This window comes from Halorussus pelagicus, from assembly GCF_004087835.1.
In the GTDB taxonomy this organism is placed as follows: domain Archaea; phylum Halobacteriota; class Halobacteria; order Halobacteriales; family Haladaptataceae; genus Halorussus; species Halorussus pelagicus.
The window spans coordinates 1,504,303-1,521,809 of sequence record NZ_CP035119.1 but is presented as its reverse complement, the minus strand read 5'-3'; the positions used below and the strand labels follow the sequence as shown (position 1 = coordinate 1,521,809).

General features: G+C 62.2%; 17 protein-coding genes. 10 read left to right on the top strand and 7 right to left on the bottom strand.

Annotated elements, in window-relative coordinates; genetic code table 11:
- Positions 1-44: 44 nt before the first annotated feature.
- Positions 45-2,048: a DUF460 domain-containing protein gene (locus EP007_RS07705; RefSeq protein WP_128477103.1), complete on the top strand. Its 2,004-nt coding sequence runs from the start codon at positions 45-47 to the stop codon at positions 2,046-2,048.
- Positions 2,049-2,160: 112 nt separating this feature from the next.
- Positions 2,161-3,141, top strand: coding sequence for a tyrosine--tRNA ligase (locus EP007_RS07700; protein ID WP_128477102.1), 981 nt, complete (start codon positions 2,161-2,163; stop codon positions 3,139-3,141).
- Between the two features lie 69 nt (positions 3,142-3,210).
- On the opposite strand, the gene EP007_RS07695 is transcribed toward EP007_RS07700, so the two are convergent.
- Positions 3,211-3,420, bottom strand: a complete 210-nt coding sequence (locus tag EP007_RS07695) for a DUF7470 family protein (RefSeq protein WP_128477101.1) — start codon at positions 3,418-3,420, stop codon at positions 3,211-3,213.
- Between the two features lie 98 nt (positions 3,421-3,518).
- On the opposite strand from EP007_RS07695, the gene eif1A reads away from it, so the two are divergent.
- From eif1A to thsA, 5 genes are all read left to right on the top strand, one after another.
- On the top strand, positions 3,519-3,809 hold the full coding sequence (gene eif1A / locus EP007_RS07690; protein WP_128477100.1) for a translation initiation factor eIF-1A: 291 nt from the start codon (positions 3,519-3,521) through the stop codon (positions 3,807-3,809).
- A gap of 252 nt (positions 3,810-4,061) precedes the next feature.
- Positions 4,062-4,727 carry a nitroreductase family protein gene (locus EP007_RS07685; protein WP_128477099.1) on the top strand — a complete coding sequence of 222 codons (666 nt, stop codon included), beginning with the start codon at positions 4,062-4,064 and terminating at the stop codon, positions 4,725-4,727.
- 76 nt (positions 4,728-4,803) lie between these two features.
- Entirely contained in the window at positions 4,804-5,667 is an 864-nt protein-coding gene (gene rio1 / locus EP007_RS07680) for a serine/threonine-protein kinase Rio1 (RefSeq protein ID WP_128477098.1), read from the top strand.
- 52 nt (positions 5,668-5,719) lie between these two features.
- Positions 5,720-6,268 carry a KH domain-containing protein gene (locus tag EP007_RS07675; protein WP_128477097.1) on the top strand — a complete coding sequence of 183 codons (549 nt, stop codon included), beginning with the start codon at positions 5,720-5,722 and terminating at the stop codon, positions 6,266-6,268.
- Between the two features lie 506 nt (positions 6,269-6,774).
- Positions 6,775-8,457: a thermosome subunit alpha gene (gene thsA / locus EP007_RS07670; protein WP_128478535.1), complete on the top strand. Its 1,683-nt coding sequence runs from the start codon at positions 6,775-6,777 to the stop codon at positions 8,455-8,457.
- Between the two features lie 225 nt (positions 8,458-8,682).
- Here the strand turns inward: thsA and EP007_RS07665 are convergent, their stop codons facing one another.
- Both EP007_RS07665 and lrp read right to left on the bottom strand, forming a co-directional pair.
- Positions 8,683-9,336, bottom strand: coding sequence for a helix-turn-helix domain-containing protein (locus EP007_RS07665; protein WP_128477096.1), 654 nt, complete (start codon positions 9,334-9,336; stop codon positions 8,683-8,685).
- 72 nt (positions 9,337-9,408) lie between these two features.
- Positions 9,409-9,870 (bottom strand): HTH-type transcriptional regulator Lrp, encoded by a 462-nt coding sequence (gene lrp, locus EP007_RS07660; RefSeq protein ID WP_128477095.1) that lies wholly within the window; start codon positions 9,868-9,870, stop codon positions 9,409-9,411.
- A gap of 126 nt (positions 9,871-9,996) precedes the next feature.
- Here lrp and glnA point away from each other — a divergent pair, with 126 nt between their 5' ends.
- Positions 9,997-11,367 (top strand): type I glutamate--ammonia ligase, encoded by a 1,371-nt coding sequence (gene glnA / locus EP007_RS07655; RefSeq protein WP_128477094.1) that lies wholly within the window; start codon positions 9,997-9,999, stop codon positions 11,365-11,367.
- Positions 11,368-11,401: 34 nt separating this feature from the next.
- On the opposite strand, the gene EP007_RS07650 is transcribed toward glnA, so the two are convergent.
- The 3 genes from EP007_RS07650 to EP007_RS07640 all read right to left on the bottom strand — a co-directional run bounded on the left by EP007_RS07650 (position 11,402) and on the right by EP007_RS07640 (position 14,683).
- Complete coding sequence (locus tag EP007_RS07650) at positions 11,402-12,229, bottom strand: phosphatase PAP2 family protein (RefSeq protein WP_128477093.1); 828 nt, start codon at positions 12,227-12,229, stop codon at positions 11,402-11,404.
- 33 nt (positions 12,230-12,262) lie between these two features.
- Positions 12,263-13,501 (bottom strand): YihY/virulence factor BrkB family protein, encoded by a 1,239-nt coding sequence (locus EP007_RS07645; RefSeq protein WP_243700464.1) that lies wholly within the window; start codon positions 13,499-13,501, stop codon positions 12,263-12,265.
- Positions 13,502-13,573: 72 nt separating this feature from the next.
- Positions 13,574-14,683 carry a tRNA (guanine(26)-N(2))-dimethyltransferase gene (locus tag EP007_RS07640; protein WP_128477091.1) on the bottom strand — a complete coding sequence of 370 codons (1,110 nt, stop codon included), beginning with the start codon at positions 14,681-14,683 and terminating at the stop codon, positions 13,574-13,576.
- A gap of 187 nt (positions 14,684-14,870) precedes the next feature.
- Here EP007_RS07640 and EP007_RS07635 point away from each other — a divergent pair, with 187 nt between their 5' ends.
- Positions 14,871-15,218: a hypothetical protein gene (locus EP007_RS07635; RefSeq protein ID WP_128477090.1), complete on the top strand. Its 348-nt coding sequence runs from the start codon at positions 14,871-14,873 to the stop codon at positions 15,216-15,218.
- Positions 15,219-15,776: 558 nt separating this feature from the next.
- Here EP007_RS07635 and hisH read toward each other — a convergent pair.
- The gene (gene hisH / locus EP007_RS07630) at positions 15,777-16,487 is read right to left on the bottom strand and encodes an imidazole glycerol phosphate synthase subunit HisH (protein ID WP_368408095.1); all 711 of its coding nucleotides are present in this window, start codon (positions 16,485-16,487) and stop codon (positions 15,777-15,779) included.
- Between the two features lie 304 nt (positions 16,488-16,791).
- Between hisH and EP007_RS07625 the strand changes: the two genes are divergently transcribed.
- The gene (locus EP007_RS07625; RefSeq protein WP_128477089.1) at positions 16,792-17,445 is read left to right on the top strand and encodes a hypothetical protein; all 654 of its coding nucleotides are present in this window, start codon (positions 16,792-16,794) and stop codon (positions 17,443-17,445) included.
- Positions 17,446-17,507: the final 62 nt, after the last annotated feature.

Genomic DNA, 17,507 nt, shown 5'->3' with positions numbered 1-17,507 from the left:
CATCCCGCGTCGGATTTATATCCGCCCGACACCTATCCTCGCGCGTGAACGCCCGCACGAGTGCCCTCGACACGCTCGTCTTCGGCGTGGACATCCAGAGCGGGGATGTCCGCGGCGACGCACCTTCCTACGCGCTCGTCGCGTTCGATGGCGAGAACATCGACCGCGACGTGGTGTCACATCGTAAGCTCCGCCGACTCATCGACCGCGAGGAACCCGACCTCGTGGCGACCGACAACATGTACGAGTTGGCCGCCGACAAGGACGCCCTCGTCCACTTCTTGCGCGAACTACCGGACGGGACGAGACTCGTGCAGGTGACGGGAGCCGAGCGCCCCGAACCGCTCTCGCGGGTCGCCTCGCGCCACGGCGTCCCCTACGGCAAGGACCCGATGAAGGAGGCGGAAGCCGCCGCGCGACTCGCGGCCGGAAACGTCGGCTACGAAGTCTCCGCTTTCACGAACACCACGGAGATAAAGGTCTCGCGCGGGCGCTCGACCGGCAAGGGCGGGTGGAGCGAGGACCGCTACACCCGCCGGATTCACGGCGCGGTCCGCAAGCGAAGCCGCGAAATCGAGAGCGAACTGGATTCGGCAAGTCTCGACTACGAGCGCGACGTGACCGAAAAGTACGGCGGGTTCTCGAACGCCGTCTTCAAGGTCGAGGGTCGCCCCGAGGACATCCCGGTGTCGAACGAGCGCTCGGGCGACGTGCGCGTCGAAGTCGAGCGCCAGCGCCGGGACGGCATCGAGTTCGAACCGCTCGCCAAGCGCCGCGACCACGTACTGGTCGGCATCGACCCCGGCACGACCACCGCGGTTGCGGTGACGGACTTGGACGGGAATCTACTGGACGTACTCAGCACGCGCACGGCCGACACCGCCGAGGTCATCGAGTGGATAATCGAGCGCGGGCGGCCGGTCGTCGTCGCCGCCGACGTGGAACCGATGCCCGAGACCGTCGAGAAGATACGCCGGAGCTTCGACGCCGCGGGGTGGATTCCCAACTCCGACCTGCCGGTGGACGAAAAGCAACACCGCACCCGCGACCACGACTACGACAATGACCACGAGCGCGACGCGATGGCGGCCGCACTCTACGCCTTCGACGACCACGAAGACCAGTTTTCCCGCATCGCCGAGAAGGTGCCCCCGCGGATGGACCGCGGGGAAGTCACCGCGCGCGTGGTCGCTGGCGACGACTCCGTGGAGACCGCGCTGGACGCGCTCTCGGAGGACGACGAACCCGACGAGGAAGAGACCGAACACACGCCCCGCGAGTTGACCGACGACGAGAAGCGCATCAAGCAGTTGGAGACCCAAGTCGAGCGCCTCGAAAATCACGTCGAAGAGTTGAACAACACCATCGAGAGCAAGGAGGGCCGCATCGGGCAACTGAAGGGCGACCTCGAAGCCGCAAAAAGCGAGGAGCGAAAGGACGTGCGCGAGCGCCGGGAGGTCTCCCGACTCGAACGCGAGAACGACCGACTGGAGCGACAACTCGACGAGCGTGACGAGCGCATCGAGGAACTGGAGGGGAAACTCGCGCGACTCAAGGAACTCTGGAAGCTCGACCACTCGAACTTCAGCGACGTGGCCGAGAAGAAAGCCGGACTCACGCCGGTCAAGCCCGTCGAGAAGTTCACCAAGGACGCCATCGCCGAGGCCCACGACCGGTTCGGACTGGCCACCGACGACGTGGTGTACCTCCGGGACGCCTCGGGCGCGGGGCGCTCGACCGCCGAACGACTCGCCGAAGTAGACCCGAAAGTCGTCCTCGCGGGCGAGGGCGGTCTCTCGGACGCCGCCGACCGCGTCCTCTTCGAGAACGAGGTTCCGGTCGGTCCCGCCGACGACGTGACGATTCAGGAGGTTGACGAACTGGCCGTCACCCGCGAGAGCGAAGTCGAGGCCGTCGTCGCGGACTGGGAGGAGCGCGCCGAGGAACGCCGGAAAGACCAGAAGGCCGAACAGTTGGACCGACTCATCAGCGAACACCGGGCCGAGACCAAGTATGGTTCCTCGGAGGCCAGCGGCCAGAGTCCGTAGACTAATTTTCGCTTTTTTCGAGACGATAAATACTGCGAGAACCGCCGACGCACGCCCGAACCGTTGGCACGGTCCCGGAACGCTAAAGCCCCGCGCGGGACACAGACCGCGTATGGACGCTTACGAGTTGATTTCGCGGAACGTCGAGGAAGCAGTGACCGACGAGGAGGTCGAAGCACTCGCCGAAGACCCCGAAGGCAAGCGGGTCTACGTCGGCTACGAGCCGTCGGGGGTCCTCCACATCGGCCACATGCTCACGGCGAACAAGCTCATCGACCTGCAGGAGGCGGGGATGGAGGTCGTTATTCTGCTGGCGGACGTACACGCCTACCTCAACGGGAAAGGGACCTTCGAAGAGATAGAGGAGACCGCCGAGAAGATGCGCAAGCAGTTCCTCGCGTACGGACTGGACGACGAGCAGACCGAGTTCGTCTACGGCTCCGAGTACCAGTTGGACGACGACTACGCGCTGGACCTGCACAAACTCGAACTCGACACGACGCTGAACCGCGCCCAGCGCGCGATGGCCGAGATTCAGGGCGGCGAGACCGCGAAGGTCAGCCACGTCGTCTACCCGCTGATGCAGGCGCTCGACATCGAGTACCTCGATTTGGACCTCGCAGTTGGTGGACTCGACCAGCGGAAGGTCCACATGCTGATGCGCGAGGAACTGCCCGAAATCGGCTACGAGGCCCGGCCGTGTCTCCACACGCCCATCCTCGCCGACCTCGGAACCGGCGAGGGCAAGATGTCCAGCAGTTCGGGCGTCACCATCTCGATGGAGGACTCCACCGAGGACATCGAGGAGAAGGTCAACTCGGCGTTCTGCCCGCCGACCCGCGACCCCGAGGACGACCTCGAAAATCCGGTGCTGGAAATCTTCCAGTACCACGTCTTCCCGCGCTTCGAGACCGTCGTGGTCGAGCGCCCCGACGAGTACGGCGGCAACTTGGAGTACGACGACTACGAGGCGCTGGCCGACGATTTGGAGAGCGGCGAACTCCACCCCGCCGATGCGAAGGGCGCGCTGGCGAGTTACCTCGACGAGTTGGTCGCGCCGGGCCGCGAGAAGTTGCGAGAACTAGAGGAGTAAGCGAGCGATTCGCCGTTTCGACCGCACAAAAATTCGCCGGAGACGAATTTCTGCGCGCACTGAACGATTCTACTCGAAGCCGCCACCGCCGCCCATCATCCCGCCGAGACCGAAACTCGCCATGAGTCCCGAGACGAGACCCCACGCGACGAGGACGAATCCGACGACGACCAGCGCCATTCCGACCGCGACGATGGGTGCTTTCCACGCGACGACGCCGAGACCCCCGAGTAGGAGCAACACCCCGACGATGCCTTTCGCGCCGAGTTTATCGAGCATACGACGGGGTGGGTTCGGGCGTAACTTAAACTCCCTTGCTCCGGGCCGGAACGTCGAACGACAGTATATTTAAACCTCCCCGCCTCCAAACGGAAAATATGAGTGACAACGACGGCGGACGGCGGAAGAACCTCCGCATGCCCGACGACGACGAGGTGTTCGCCACCGTCACCAACATGCTCGGCGCGAATCGCGTAAAAGTACGATGCGCGGACGGAACTGAGCGCACGGCCCGGATTCCGGGCAAGATGCAAAAGCGCATCTGGATTCGGGAAGACGACGTAGTGCTGGTCGAACCGTGGGACTGGCAGGACGAGAAGGCCGACATCAAGTGGCGCTACGACAAGCAGGAAGCCGACCAACTCCGCGACGAAGGCCATATCCAGTAAACCGTTTGCTTCACTCGGAGAACTCTGTTCGTCTCTCGGTAGTCGTTCACTCGAAGTAGCGTCACTGACTGGGCGAGCCAGATAGCTCGACCGGCCGGTTTCGAGCCGCTGATAGACATAAGTAGTTGTACTTTCGGCGGACGGAGTGACACCGACGACTGGTGGTTACACCTGTGTTAGGGCATCAGACCCCAATAGGCAAGAACGCGGGATTACGGTTGGTCGTTAAGTGTCCAAACCGTACCGTTTGTCGTGACTACTCAGCAAGCCGAAACCGACGACTCCGACGGAGCGCACGAGGAACGACCGGCCGCAATCGAGACCATCCGGTCCCGGCGGTCGGGCCACAACTTCGACGCCGAGGCGGAACTGGACGACGAGACGCTCGAAGAACTGATTCGGGACGCCGCGCTCGCACCCTCGTCGTACAACCTCCAGCCGTGGGAGTTCGTCTCCGTGCAGGACGACAATGCGCTGGACGAAATCGTTGAACTGGCCTACGGACAGGAACACATCGCAGAGGCCGGAACCGCGATTCTGGTCGTCGGCCACAGCGAACCCGAGACGGCCGACGAGGTGTTCCAACAGTGGGCCGACGCGGGGCGGATGGACGAGGCCGCCGCCGAGGAGACCAAGGCGACTGCCGTCGGCATGTACGACGACGACCGCATGGGCCGAGATTACGGCATCCGGAACCCCAGCCTCGCGGCGCAGAATCTGCTTCTCTCCGCGCACGCGAGAGGGCTGACCGCGACGCCGATGATCGGCTTCGACCACGACGGTCTCGCGGAGTTCCTCGACCTCCCCGAGGACAAGATTCCCGTGATGCTCGTCGCGGTCGGACCGAGCGGCGGCGAGGAACCCGAGCGACTCCCGCGACGCGACGTAGACGAGATTCTCCACCGCGAGAGCTACTGAGACCGCCAGTCGTCTGAGCGGCGTTGAGTCGCCGAAAACCCACCCTTTTACCGCTGGACGCGCTAGGGCGGTGTAGATGTCCGAGGAGTACAGCCTACTCGAACCCGACAACGTGGAGGGCGTCGGCGACGAGTGGGAAGAGATAGACGTAACCGACACCGAGGCCGACAAGGTCCAGCGCCAGCGTGACCGAGAGTTCAACAAGTTCCGCGAGCGGTTGAAGAACACCGAGCAGTTCAAAGTCGAGCAGTCGGTATTCGACGACGCCACGCTGGGTGCGCTCTATAAACTCGTTCAGGACGGCTACGTGCAGGCGTTCGGCGGTCCCATCTCCTCGGGAAAAGAGGCGAACGTCTACTCGGCGCTCGGGAGCGAGGAGCGCGGCGAAGTCGCGGTGAAAGTCTACCGCATCAACGCCTCGGACTTCCGAGACATGCGCGAGTACCTCGTGGGCGACCCCCGGTTCGAGGAGTTATCGGGCGACAAAAAGCGGGTCGTTCTCGCGTGGACGCGCAAGGAGTTCGCCAACCTCAAGCGCGCCCAAAAGGCCGGAGTGCGCGTCCCCGACCCCATCGCGGTCCAGCGCAACGTCCTCGTCATGGAGTTTCTGGGGAGCGACGGCGACCGAGCGCCCACGCTCGACGACGCCCACCTCGAAAACCCCGAGACCGCCTTCGAGGTGGTCCGGGAGTACATGCGACGCCTCTACGACGTTGGACTGGTCCACGGCGACCTGAGCGAGTACAACATCATCGTCCACGACGGCGAACTCGTCATCATCGACCTCGGACAAGCGGTCACGATTCACCACCCCAACAGCGGGGAGTTTCTGACTCGGGACTGCGCCAACGTCGCCGCTTTCTTCCGGCGACAGGGGATGGACGTTCGCGGCGACGAACTGGAGGCGTGGATTCGGGACCACGCCGACCCGAACAAGTAGTCGTTCACACGCGGACGAAGCCTTCAAACACCCCCAACGAGTATGTACTCATATGCAACATGTGAAGATTCCGCAGGACCGAATCGGTGTTCTCATCGGCGAAGGAGGTGAGACGATGCGCGAAATAGAGAGTCGCGCGGAGGTGCGACTCGACATCGACTCCGAGAACGGGAAAGTCGAAGTCGAGAAGACCGGCGACCCCATCCTCGGTCTCAAAGGACCGGAAATCGTGAAGGCCATCGGCCGCGGGTTCGCGCCCGACGAGGCGCTGACGCTACTGGACGACGACATGATGATGCTCGACATCATCGACATCGACGCCGCCGCTCGAAATCAGAACGACCTCGAACGCCAGAAAGGGCGACTCATCGGCGAGAACGGTCGGACCCGCGAACTCATGGAGGAGTTGACCGGCGCGAGCGTCGTCATCTACGGCACCACGATGGGCGTCATCGGCAGCCCCAAGCAGGTGGACGTGGTTCGGAGCGCCGCCGAGATGATTCTCGACGGCGCGCCCCACGGGTCGGTGTACTCGTTCCTCGAACGCAAGCGCAACGAGATGAAGCGCGAAGGGATGGAGTTCCACCAGTTCCCCGGATAATCGACGAAGATATCCCCGCAAAATTCTGTTCTAATTCTCGCGTCGATTCTGACGCCGCGCTAAACAAGTAAAAGAAACGAGGAAGAAAACGAGAGACGCGTAGAATCCGGTTTGAGCGATAAACTGTAGCGGCTTCGGAGTCGAGTAGCCGAAGAGTATTCTGGGAATCGAATCTCCGAGCAAAACAGTAACAGTGCAGATAGCAAACGCTGTGCTTCCCAGTTTGAGCCAAGTCCGCCAATGAGCGACACGCTTCGGTACGGTCTTCATGAGGGCAACGTCAACAGTTGAGCAGTTAGTGTTGACGGACTGTCACGAGCTATCCGTCATCTCCGGAAGTGGCCGCAGTGGTGGCCTAGAAGCAAGCTCGCACTAGCCCTTATAAACATACTGTGTGAATAGTTCTCATAACACCTTTCCGCTTCTATGCGGTAGGTTCTCACGCACATTAGGGAAAGCTTTATATAGAATGGCAATCAATCTATCAGGTACACATGGCACAACGAATGGGCAACCAGCCGATGATTGTACTTTCCGAGGACAGCCAGCGAACCTCCGGAAAGGACGCGCAGTCGATGAACATCACCGCCGGGACCGCCGTCGCCGAGGCCGTTCGGACGACACTCGGACCGAAAGGCATGGACAAGATGCTCGTGGACTCCACGGGCGAAGTCGTCGTCACGAACGACGGCGTCACCATCCTCAAGGAGATGGACATCGAGCACCCCGCGGCCAACATGGTCGTGGAAGTCTCCGAGACGCAGGAGAACGAGGTCGGCGACGGCACGACCAGCGCGGTCGTCGTCGCCGGTGAACTCCTCGAAACGGCCGAGGACCTCCTCGAACAGGACATCCACGCGACCACGCTCGCACAGGGGTACCGTCAGGCCGCCGAGAAGGCCAAGGACCTCCTCGAAGAGAAGGCAATCGACGTGGACGCCGACGACACCGAGACCCTCGAACGCATCGCGTCCACCGCGATGACCGGCAAGGGCGCGGAGAACTCCAAGGACTACCTCGCCGAACTCGTCGTTCGCGCGGTCCAGAGCGTCGCCGACGACGAGGGAGTCGATACGGACAACATCAAGGTCGAGACCGTCGTCGGCGGTTCCATCGACCAGTCCGAACTCGTCGAAGGCGTCATCGTGGACAAGGAGCGCGTCCACGAGAACATGCCCTACTTCGTCGAGGACGCCAACATCGCCCTGCTCGACGACGCCCTCGAAATCAAGGAGACCGAAATCGACGCCGAAGTCAACGTCACCGACCCCGACCAGCTTCAGAACTTCCTCGACCAAGAGGAGGAGCAGCTCCGCGAGATGGTTGACGAACTCGAAGCCGTCGGCGCTGACGTTGTCTTCGTGGACGGCGGCATCGACGACATGGCCCAGCACTTCCTCGCGGAAGCGGGCATCATCGCGGTCCGCCGCGCCAAGTCCGACGACCTGAGCAAGCTCGCCCGCTCGACGGGCGCAAACGTCATCAGCAACGTCAGCGACATCGAGGACGAGGACCTCGGCTTCGCTGGCTCCGTTGCGCAGAAGGATGTCGGCGGCGACCAGCGCATCTTCGTCGAGGATGTCGAAGAGGCCAAGTCCGTCAGCCTCATCCTCCGCGGCGGCACCGAACACGTCGTGGACGAAGTCGAGCGCGCCATCGAGGACAGTCTCGGCGTCGTGCGCGTCACGCTGGAGGACGGCAAAGTCGTCCCCGGCGGCGGCGCGCCCGAGACGGAACTCGCGCTCGAACTGCGCGACTACGCCGACTCCGTGGGCGGCCGCGAACAGCTCGCGGTCGAAGCGTTCGCCGACACCCTCGAAGTCATCCCGCGCACCCTCGCCGAGAACGCGGGTCTCGACCCCATCGACTCGCTGGTTGACCTCCGCAGTCAGCACGACGCCGGTAACTTCGAGTCCGGTCTCGACGCCTACACGGGCGAAGTCGTGAACATGGAGGAAGACGGCGTGGTCGAACCCCTCCGAGTCAAGACCCAAGCCATCGAGTCCGCCACCGAGGCGGCCGTCATGCTGCTCCGCATTGACGACGTTATCGCCGCGGGCGACCTGAAAGGCGGTCAGGTTGACGGCGACGACGGCGGCGACGGCGGACCCGGCGCTGGCGGTCCCGGCGGTATGGGCGGCGGCATGGGCGGCATGGGCGGTATGGGCGGCATGGGCGGCGCAATGTAAAATAGGCCCACTGCCTCCCTTTACACTCCGACCACCGACCCGCACCGACCGACTGTCCGATTCAGTCGCGCGCTGTCGTCTGACACCGCGTCTCGGAACCCATTTCGTTTTGCTTTCTTTCGCACTCGCTTGCAGAGCCGAGCGTCCATCCAGCGAGAGCCGTCGATGTCCAACAATCGGAAAATCTCGGTGCATTCGCGCAGAGACGCGTCTCGGGTGCAGTGGTCAGAAATCGCTCAGGAGCGTGTTCGAGACGAGTTTCGAGATACCCCGCCGGAGTCGCTCGGAGGCCGATTGGCCGCTAACGTCGAGTTCCTCGCCCAGTTCGTCAAGCGCCACATCGCGCGGAACCTCGAAGTAGCCCACCCGCTCGGCGGTCGTCAGCGCGTCGCGCTGCTCGGAACTCAGACCGAACTCGTCTTCGAGTTCCGTGTCGCCGGGGGTGTAGAGCCGCCGGAGGCGAAACGTCACGTCTCGCTCGGTGCAGAGTCGCCGCATCTCGACTACCGAGTCCCGGTCCGGAAATCGAACTCGTCGCTCCCACCCGTTTGCCGTGCCGGTCGCGGCCATCGGCGACGCGCCGAGACGCTGATAGAGCGGATAGATAGGGCAGAGATTGTCGGTATCCAGACGGACCCGAAAGAGCTTCCGCCCGCCGAACTCCTCGATAACGGTACTCTCGCGGACCGAGGCATCTCGTTCGAGTCCAGTTTCGAGTCGGTCGAAATCACCGCCGAACGCCCAGAACAACACTACGGGCGCGTCGAACTCGGTGGCCATCTGCTGTTCGAGTTCGACGGTCACGTCCGGGGCCGCGTCAAGCGCGGCCGACAGCACGAGTTCCGACGACCGAAGCGAGAACTCGGCGATAAGACTCATTAGGGACCACTACTCTCGGTTGCTTGAAAGCCTGTCGATACTAAATCAACCGGAGAGATAGTCGGGGCGAATTCAGTTCTCGTCGATGTCGAGTTCGAACTGCTCGTGTTCGCTGGCGGCGTTCAGAACGACGCTGGTGTTGCTCTCCTTGATGTCCGGGTCGTTGAGCAGGGTCTTGATGCCCCGATTCATCCCGTCGGTGTCGGCGAACTTTCCGACCGCGATGATGTCGTAATCGCCCGTGACCTCGTAGACGCTTATCATTTGGTCGTGGCTCCGGAGGTTTTCGGTCACGTCAGCCAGTGCATTGCCCTCTACTTTGAGTTGAATGATCGCGGTCACGTCGTAACCGAGTTCGTCGTAGTCAACCTTCGGCGTGTAGCCGTCGATGATACCCTGTTCTTCGAGGTCGTTGAGATGATTCGAGATGGTCGTGACCGATACGTTGAGGTCCTCCGCGAGACTCCGCAAACTCGCTCGGCCGTCGCCCAATAGCGCATTCACCAACTTCGCGTCGAGGTTTTCGTACGTCATTGCGTTTGACGACGGTCGCCACCCTTTAGAATTTTACGAATATCCAATTCTATTCGGGTAAAGGCAGAATTGCGCAGACCAATAAGGTTTTAGTAGTCCACGTTGTCGTGAATAACGACGACAAAGATGACGGATGGACAAATCACCGCGAGCGAGGAATCGGGGCTGACCGAAGCCGAACAGGACGTACTCGACCAGATCGAAGCCGAGAACGTTGACTTCGTTCGCCTCCAGTTTACCGACATCACAGGAACCGTCAAGAACGTCAGCGTGCCCGCCTCGCAGGTCGAGAAGGCCTTCGAGGAGGGCATCTGGTTCGACGGCTCTTCTATCGAAGGATTCGTTCGGATTCAAGAGAGCGACATGCGTCTCGAACCCGACCCCGAGACGTTCGCCATCCTCCCGTGGCGCTCGGACGGCGACACCGCGAGCGCTCGTCTCATCTGTGACGTGGTGAACACGGACGGGACGCCGTTCGAGGGCGGTCCCCGCCAAGTTCTCAAGAGCGTCCTCGCCGAGGCCGAGGAGATGGGCTACTCGGTCAGCATCGGTCCCGAACCCGAGTTCTTCCTGTTCGAGAAAGACGAGAACGGGAAGGCGACGACCATCCCCCACGACGCGGGCGGTTACTTCGACCTCGCGCCCAAGGACCTCGCCAGCGACGTGCGCCGCGAAATCATCTTCACGCTGGAGAAGATGGGCTTCGAGGTCGAGGCCAGCCACCACGAGGTCGCGGAGGGCCAGCACGAGATCAACTTCAAGTACGACGACGCGCTCTCGGCGGCCGACAACATCTCGACGTTCCGGGCGGTCGTGCGCGCAGTCGCGGAGAAAAACGACCTCCACGCGACGTTCATGCCCAAGCCCATCGGCGAAATTAACGGCTCGGGCATGCACAGCCACATCAGCCTCTTCGACGAGGACGGCAACGCCTTCGCCGACGAGGACGACGAATTCAACCTCAGCGAGACGGCGTACAACTTCATGGGCGGCGTGCTGAACCACGCCGAGGCCTTCACCGCGGTCACGAACCCGACGGTCAACTCCTACAAACGCCTCGTTCCCGGCTACGAGGCACCCGTCTACGTGGCGTGGAGCGACGTGAACCGCTCGGCGCTCATCCGCGTTCCGGACGCCGCGGGCGCGAGTTCCCGCTTCGAGATTCGGAGTCCCGACCCGTCGTGTAACCCCTACCTCGCGCTGGCAGTCGTCATCAAGGCCGGACTCGAAGGCATCGAGAACGATGCCGACCCCGGCGAACCCGTCCGCGAGGACATCTACGAGTTCGACGACGCCAAACTCGACGAGTACGGCATCACCACGCTCCCCGGCAGTCTCGGGCAGGCCGTCGATGCGCTCGAAGACGACGAGGTAGTTCGGGATGCACTCGGCGAACACGTCACCGAGAAGTTCGCGCAGGCCAAGCGCGCCGACTTCGCCGACTACAAGGCTCACGTCTCCTCGTGGGAGGAAGAGAAGTACCTCGAAAAGTTCTGACTCTCGGGCCGACGGTTCAGGACGGCATTCCTTCTTAGGTCGGCGACGCCGACCGCCCGCTTTTCGCGCGTTCGACAACTAGCGGTAACAGCAAAATTCCCGCGGGGACCACCAGATTCAGGGCGAACACCCCGGCGAGCGGGAGCGCGAGTTCGTTGCCCGCGTAGCCGACTGCACCGAACGCTGCCAGTCCCGCGACGGCGGCGGGCAGACGGACCGTCCCGCTGGGGGTCCCGTTTAGCGCCCACCACGTCGCTCCGGCACCGACGATACCCGCGAGCATGGCAGCCGAATCGGGAGTGATGCCGTTCGTGATGAGCGCCGCGAGGCTCAGTCCGGCCGCGACGACGAACCCGCGGGTCGGATTCCAGTCGGCCACGTACAGCAGTGCCCCGAGATACACCAGACCGACCGCGATGCCGATGACCACGTCGGCGACGTAGTGGACGCCGATGACGAGTCGAGAGGTCGCCACGACCGCGACGACGGTTCCCGCCGCGATTGCGCGCCACCGGTGGGTGCCCCGCTCGAAGACGAGCGCGAGCAGTCCCCACAGAACCGTCGCGCCGATGGCGTGACCGCTCGGGAAGCCGTAGCCGCTGGCGTGGCCGACGTGCAACTCGGTCGGCGGGCGGGGAAGCGCGAACAGTCCCTTGAGCGCGAGCGTCAGCGCCAGCGCGCCGAGAATCGCCGAGAGCGCGAACGCGCCGCGTCGTCGGTTCCCGAACCAGTAGAGGAACGCGACCGCGGTAAAGAGGAACCACGCGTCGCCCAACTGGGTCAGGAGCGCGAATAGCTCGCGTATCCACGGCGAGAGCAGTCGTTCGAACGCCTCGGGGACGCCGAGTCCGCGTCCGGGCATGGAGTGGAGCTAATCGCGGGAGAAAAATATACGCTACGACCGGAAGTTGCCGATTCGGTCGCCGATGCGGCCGGGGAGGCTCAGTACGCCGACGCCGAACCCGAGCATCACCATCAGCGCGTAGAGTCCGAGCGTCGAGAGCCAGACGATGGTCATGGCGAAGATGGCCCAGAACTGCTCGAGCCAGTAGAACGCCGCGATGGTCATCGCGGTCCCGTACAGCAACACGAGGTAAGGACCCCAGCCGCGAGCGTGGCCGCGACGCATCCGCTTGCGGACGTACTGCTTCAGTTCCGACTCGACCTCGGGTTTCTCGACGGTCCGAGATTCGATGTCCTCTTCGAACGATTCAACGTCGGCTCGCAGCTCCCGCAACTCGTCGCGGAGTTCCACGATGTCGGGAGCGGATTCGTCGTCGGTCATGTATCGGGAGAGTAGTTTTTGTTTGCGTTCGATACGTTCGGTCTCCGACTGTTTTGTTCGTTCCGCATAGCTACCGCGATTTGCGAGGACGACGTTGACGACGCCGCCCAGCAGGACGAGGATGCTGGCGAAGTAGAGCCACGTCACCAGCAGGAGCGCCGTACCGAGAAACTGCGAGGGGCTGGTCGAGGAGACGCCCGCGTAGATGCGGAACAGCACTTGCAGAACCGTCCAACCGATGGTCACGACCACGGCACCGGGAAGCGCCTCCCGAACCGAAACGTCATCGTCGGGGAAGACGATGTACAGCGGGAGGAACAGGGGAACCAGCGCGAGCAGTTGAATCAGCGTCGTGATGGCATCGACAAAGGGGAACTCGGGGAACAGCGCCGTCACCGTACCGGTCAGCACGACCACGACCACGCCCGCGCCGATGGCGGCCAATACTATCAGCGCGTCTTTGACCTGCTCGGCGATGCCCGTCTTGGTGTCGGCCGCGTAGATAGCCGAGAACGCCTCGTCGAAGCCGCGAAACACCTTTATCGCGCTCCACGCCAGCACGACCAGTCCGATGATGGTCGTCCCGCCTCGTCCCTGCGGGTTCGTGATGAACTCGACGATCTGTTCCTGTCCGGTCGCCGTCAGTAGCCCCGAGGCCTGACTGACGACATCCCGCGCGAACTGGTCGGTCGCCACGAACGAGATGACGACGAAGGCAAGCAGCAACAGCGGGATGAGCGAGACGAAGGCGTAGTAGGCCGTGCTCGCCGCGAGGAAGGTAATCTCCTGTTCGCGGGCCTCCTCGACGACCGAGCGACCGACGCTCACTGCGGTTCCGAGACTGGACACGCGAGTCATTTCGCCAACGAGATACAAATATTCACTGGCACGACGACGGGTATTCGGTCGTGAACCCCGACTTTAGGAGTTTCGTGTCGCGGCTCGAATATCTTCGACGGTCGCGCGCGTCTTGAACGTCGTCCCGCCGTAGTGGGTTCTCGACGCCTCGTAGCCAGCGTCCCGGAGACCGTCGAGAAACTCGTCCATGCCCGAGGCCGTGCGACTCCACTCCTTGCAGAGTCGGTGCTGGTCGTAGTGGGTCGGCAGGTGGAGTTCGCCTTCGAGCGTGTTCAGCAGTCGCTCGATCTTGCTCGCGGTGCCCATCGACGCATCGAGTTCGTCGCGGACGGCCGCCACGAACTCGGCGTCGTGAGTCGCTCCAAGCCACAGCGGTCCGGCGGTCAACATTCGTTCGCTGTCACACTCCGGACAGGAGTCGAAGGGGTCGGCGACGAGGCCGTGGTCGTGTTCGCGGTGGAGACAGTCCTCGCAGTGGTAGACGTGGCCCAACTCATCGATTGCGGCGTTGGCGTCGCTCGCGCTGTGGTCGAGTTCGAGGTAGGTCCGAACGTAGTGGTTGGTCGCGTGCGTGAGGATAGGCGTGACGCCCGCGTCGTAGCGCGCGGCCGTGCGTGCCATCGCCGACAGCAGGATTCGGACGCCCATCTCGGCGTGGTAGTCGGTGTTGCGCGGGACCGCGCTGTACTTGCGGACGCCGCTGTGGAAGTGCGCCCCACAGAGCGGCGCGGTGTCAGTCGCGGTGACACAGACCAAATCGCGGGTGTTGGCGAACGCGGCGTCCGCGAACGGAATCGGCGTCCCGAACGGGTCGATGTCCACCACGTCGAAAACCTCCTCGTGCATCAGCGCGTTGGCGTCGCGCTGGACGACTTCGGCGTCGAGGTCGTTCCGGTCGAGATTCCGGCGGCAGAGTTCGATGGCCTCCTCGTCGATGTCCGCGAGCGTGGCGTTCCACCCCTCGGCCGCGGCGCGGACGCCCCGGACGCCGCTGGCCGCCATCGCGTCGAGGTAGTATTCGGCGCGCGGCTCTCGGTCGCGGTAGGCCCGGAGCGTCGCCACTGTCAAATCGCGGTTCAACTCCTGCACCGGGTTGAAAAACACCTCGTCGCCGATTCCCTCGTCGGCCTGTTCGGGGACTTCGACCTCGACCCCGCCTTCGCTGACGTTCATGCCCGTAGTCGTCGCTCCCCGGCGAAAAGCGAACCGATTGGTTCGCTCGGCGTCGGCCGACTCGACTTCGACGCGAACGCGCGACACCGGAACCGGTTTAGTCCCGCCGTCCGAACGCCTCTGTCGTGTTCCCGGCCGACGATACAGTGCCCGAGAGTCCCGAGCGCGCGCTTCGGAGGCGGTCCCCGTGAACGCCGTCGAAGAGTGGCAAGCCGACCTCGATGCGGCGGGCGAACTCACCCCCGAGGTCACGAACGCCATTCTGTCGGTCCACGACGACCGAGGCGCGCAGGCCATCGAAGCCGTCTCGGAGGGCCGGGTCAAGGAGTACCGAGATTTCACCGTCGTTGTCGGTCACGACGAGGAGTACGTCGTGGAGGGCCGCGGCTGTGGCTGTCGGGACAGCGAGTACAATCTCGACCCCGAGGACCCGACCGACCTCTGCTGGCACGTCATCGCCGTCGCCATCGCGCGTCGGGTTGGCGAGGTAGACGACCACGACATGTGGTACTCCGACGTGCGCGATTTTCTCTAGAAATGCGGTAGTTTAGCAACTGTACGCCTGTCGGTCTGCGAACAGACCCGTCTCAACACCAAACGTTACCGCCACAGGGCGGCATAACGCGTTGTACGATACCGTACATCATAGTTCACCTCCTACATACATCCACGAGCCACAATAGTATTAAATCTTATGTATAGATAGCTGACTATAATAGAAACTATTCTAAATTAGAGTAAGATTTGACCAGTAAAAGAGTCAAGCGAGACCGGAGTATCAGTTACCATGTGATCGGACCCGTAATCGGCGACTCAGTAATCGGGGCGTCTGCCGTGATCGGTGCGGCAGACCACCGCCGGTGAACGCGATTCCCAGTACCGTGAATCCGATGCGGCTTCCGAGTGCAGGCATTCATAGTAATATTGTCGTGTTTTATTGTTTAATTATTTGTTGTAAAATCTTTATTTTTATTATCTAATACTGTGAAGAACCCATAATTATATCTTAATTTATATATTTTGGTAATTGCTCGATTCTGATACGGCCTGCGCTGTCCCGGCGGACGACGAAGACGTAGAAACGGACTGCCACTCACTCGGCGCAGATGTCAACGAAGTTCCGGAGGATTCGGAGTCCGGTCTCACCGCTCTTCTCGGGGTGGAACTGCGTTCCGAAAATGGTCCCGTCCTCGTTGGCGATGACCGCGGGGAACTCAGTTCCGTAATCGGACGTGGCGACGACGGCGTCCTCGTCCTCGGGGACCGCGTAGTACGAGTGGACGAAGTACGCATACTCGCCGTTGACCCCCTCGACAAGTGGATGGTCGCGTGTTACGTCGAGTTCGTTCCACCCCATGTGCGGGACCTTCTGGCCCTGCGCGAAGCGGACGTTCGTGCCCGGAATCAGGTTGAGTCCGCGCACGTCGCCCGCGTGTCCACCGGCACGCCCGTCGTCTTCGGACTCTTCACCGCGGACGCCACTGTCTCGTTCGGCCTCCTCGCTGGTCGTGAGGAGCATCTGCATGCCGAGACAGATGCCGAAGACGGGCGTGCCGTTCTCGGCGACTTCGAGGAGCGCGTCCCGGTACGGTCCCGCGTTTTCGACGCCCTCGCGGAACGCCCCGACGCCTGGCAGGACGACGCCGTCGGCGGACTCGAAGGTATCGGGGTCGTCGCTGACCTCGACGGTGGCCCCCGCACGCTCCAACCCCCGCGTGACGCTCCGGAGGTTGCCTAGTCCGTAATCGACCACGACGACTGTCGCCTCGGCCATGTCGCGGTCGCGCGTTTCCATGGTACTCATGCCAGGACGTTCTCACGGCACGGCAAAGTTCCTTTCCCTCGTGGGGTCGGGTCGCCGAAAAACCGGCGAGGTATCGAGTCGTATTCGCAGACGTGTCTCGGGAACTGGGGGTTCAGCGCGTCGTTCTTTTGCGCGTAACGGTTGCCACAGACTGCGGTGGTTCCAAGCATTATCACGGACGCGAAGTTCTACTCTATCAATCCACCAGTCTGACAACACCACATTATTTTACCGCAAATAGATGAAATACATGCATATATAAATATTATAAAATTATATTTTCTATCTCCGCCCGCCCGTATGTATGTCGGAGAAGTCCGATACGACACGAAGAGCACTGCTGCGAAAGATGGGAAGCGTCGCCGCAGTCGGAGCCGCTTTCGGTACACTAACTACCGAGAGCGTCAAGGCACGCTACCAGAAACGACAGCAACTTCTCAACGAGTACCGAGACGAGGATCGCCTCCGTCAGACGTTCACCGAACGGGCTGAGACGGTGAAGAAGACACTCGTGGCCGAAGACATCCTTCCGGCCGACTTCGACTTTGAAACGGAGTCTTTCCAGACGGATGGGAGTGTTGAACACATCGATCCCGAAGCAGACTTCGACGTGACGCAGGTCGGAACAACTCGTCAGGACGGCGAACAGACAGCCATCGTCCTCCATTCGACTGAAAGCGACTCACACCGCATCGACTTCTACGTCCAACCGGAGCGTGACCTTGCTTACGCCCGAGTTCGGGCGAAAGACGGCGACGAGACGTTTGTGGCGGACGAAAACGGCGTGACACCGTCCGACCACTGTTCCGGCTACGAGGACTGCACTCTCGAAGTGTGTGACGTGAATTATACTCCCGGTGGTCCGACACACTCCTTTGTGAAGAACTACTACGGTGCCAGAGAAGACTCCACTGGCAAGTGCGAATACTACACCTACGGGACTGGGTGCGACTGCTGACGACCGAATAGTTCAAATCACCGCCATTTATTTTCAGAACTTGAGAAATGGAAATTATATAA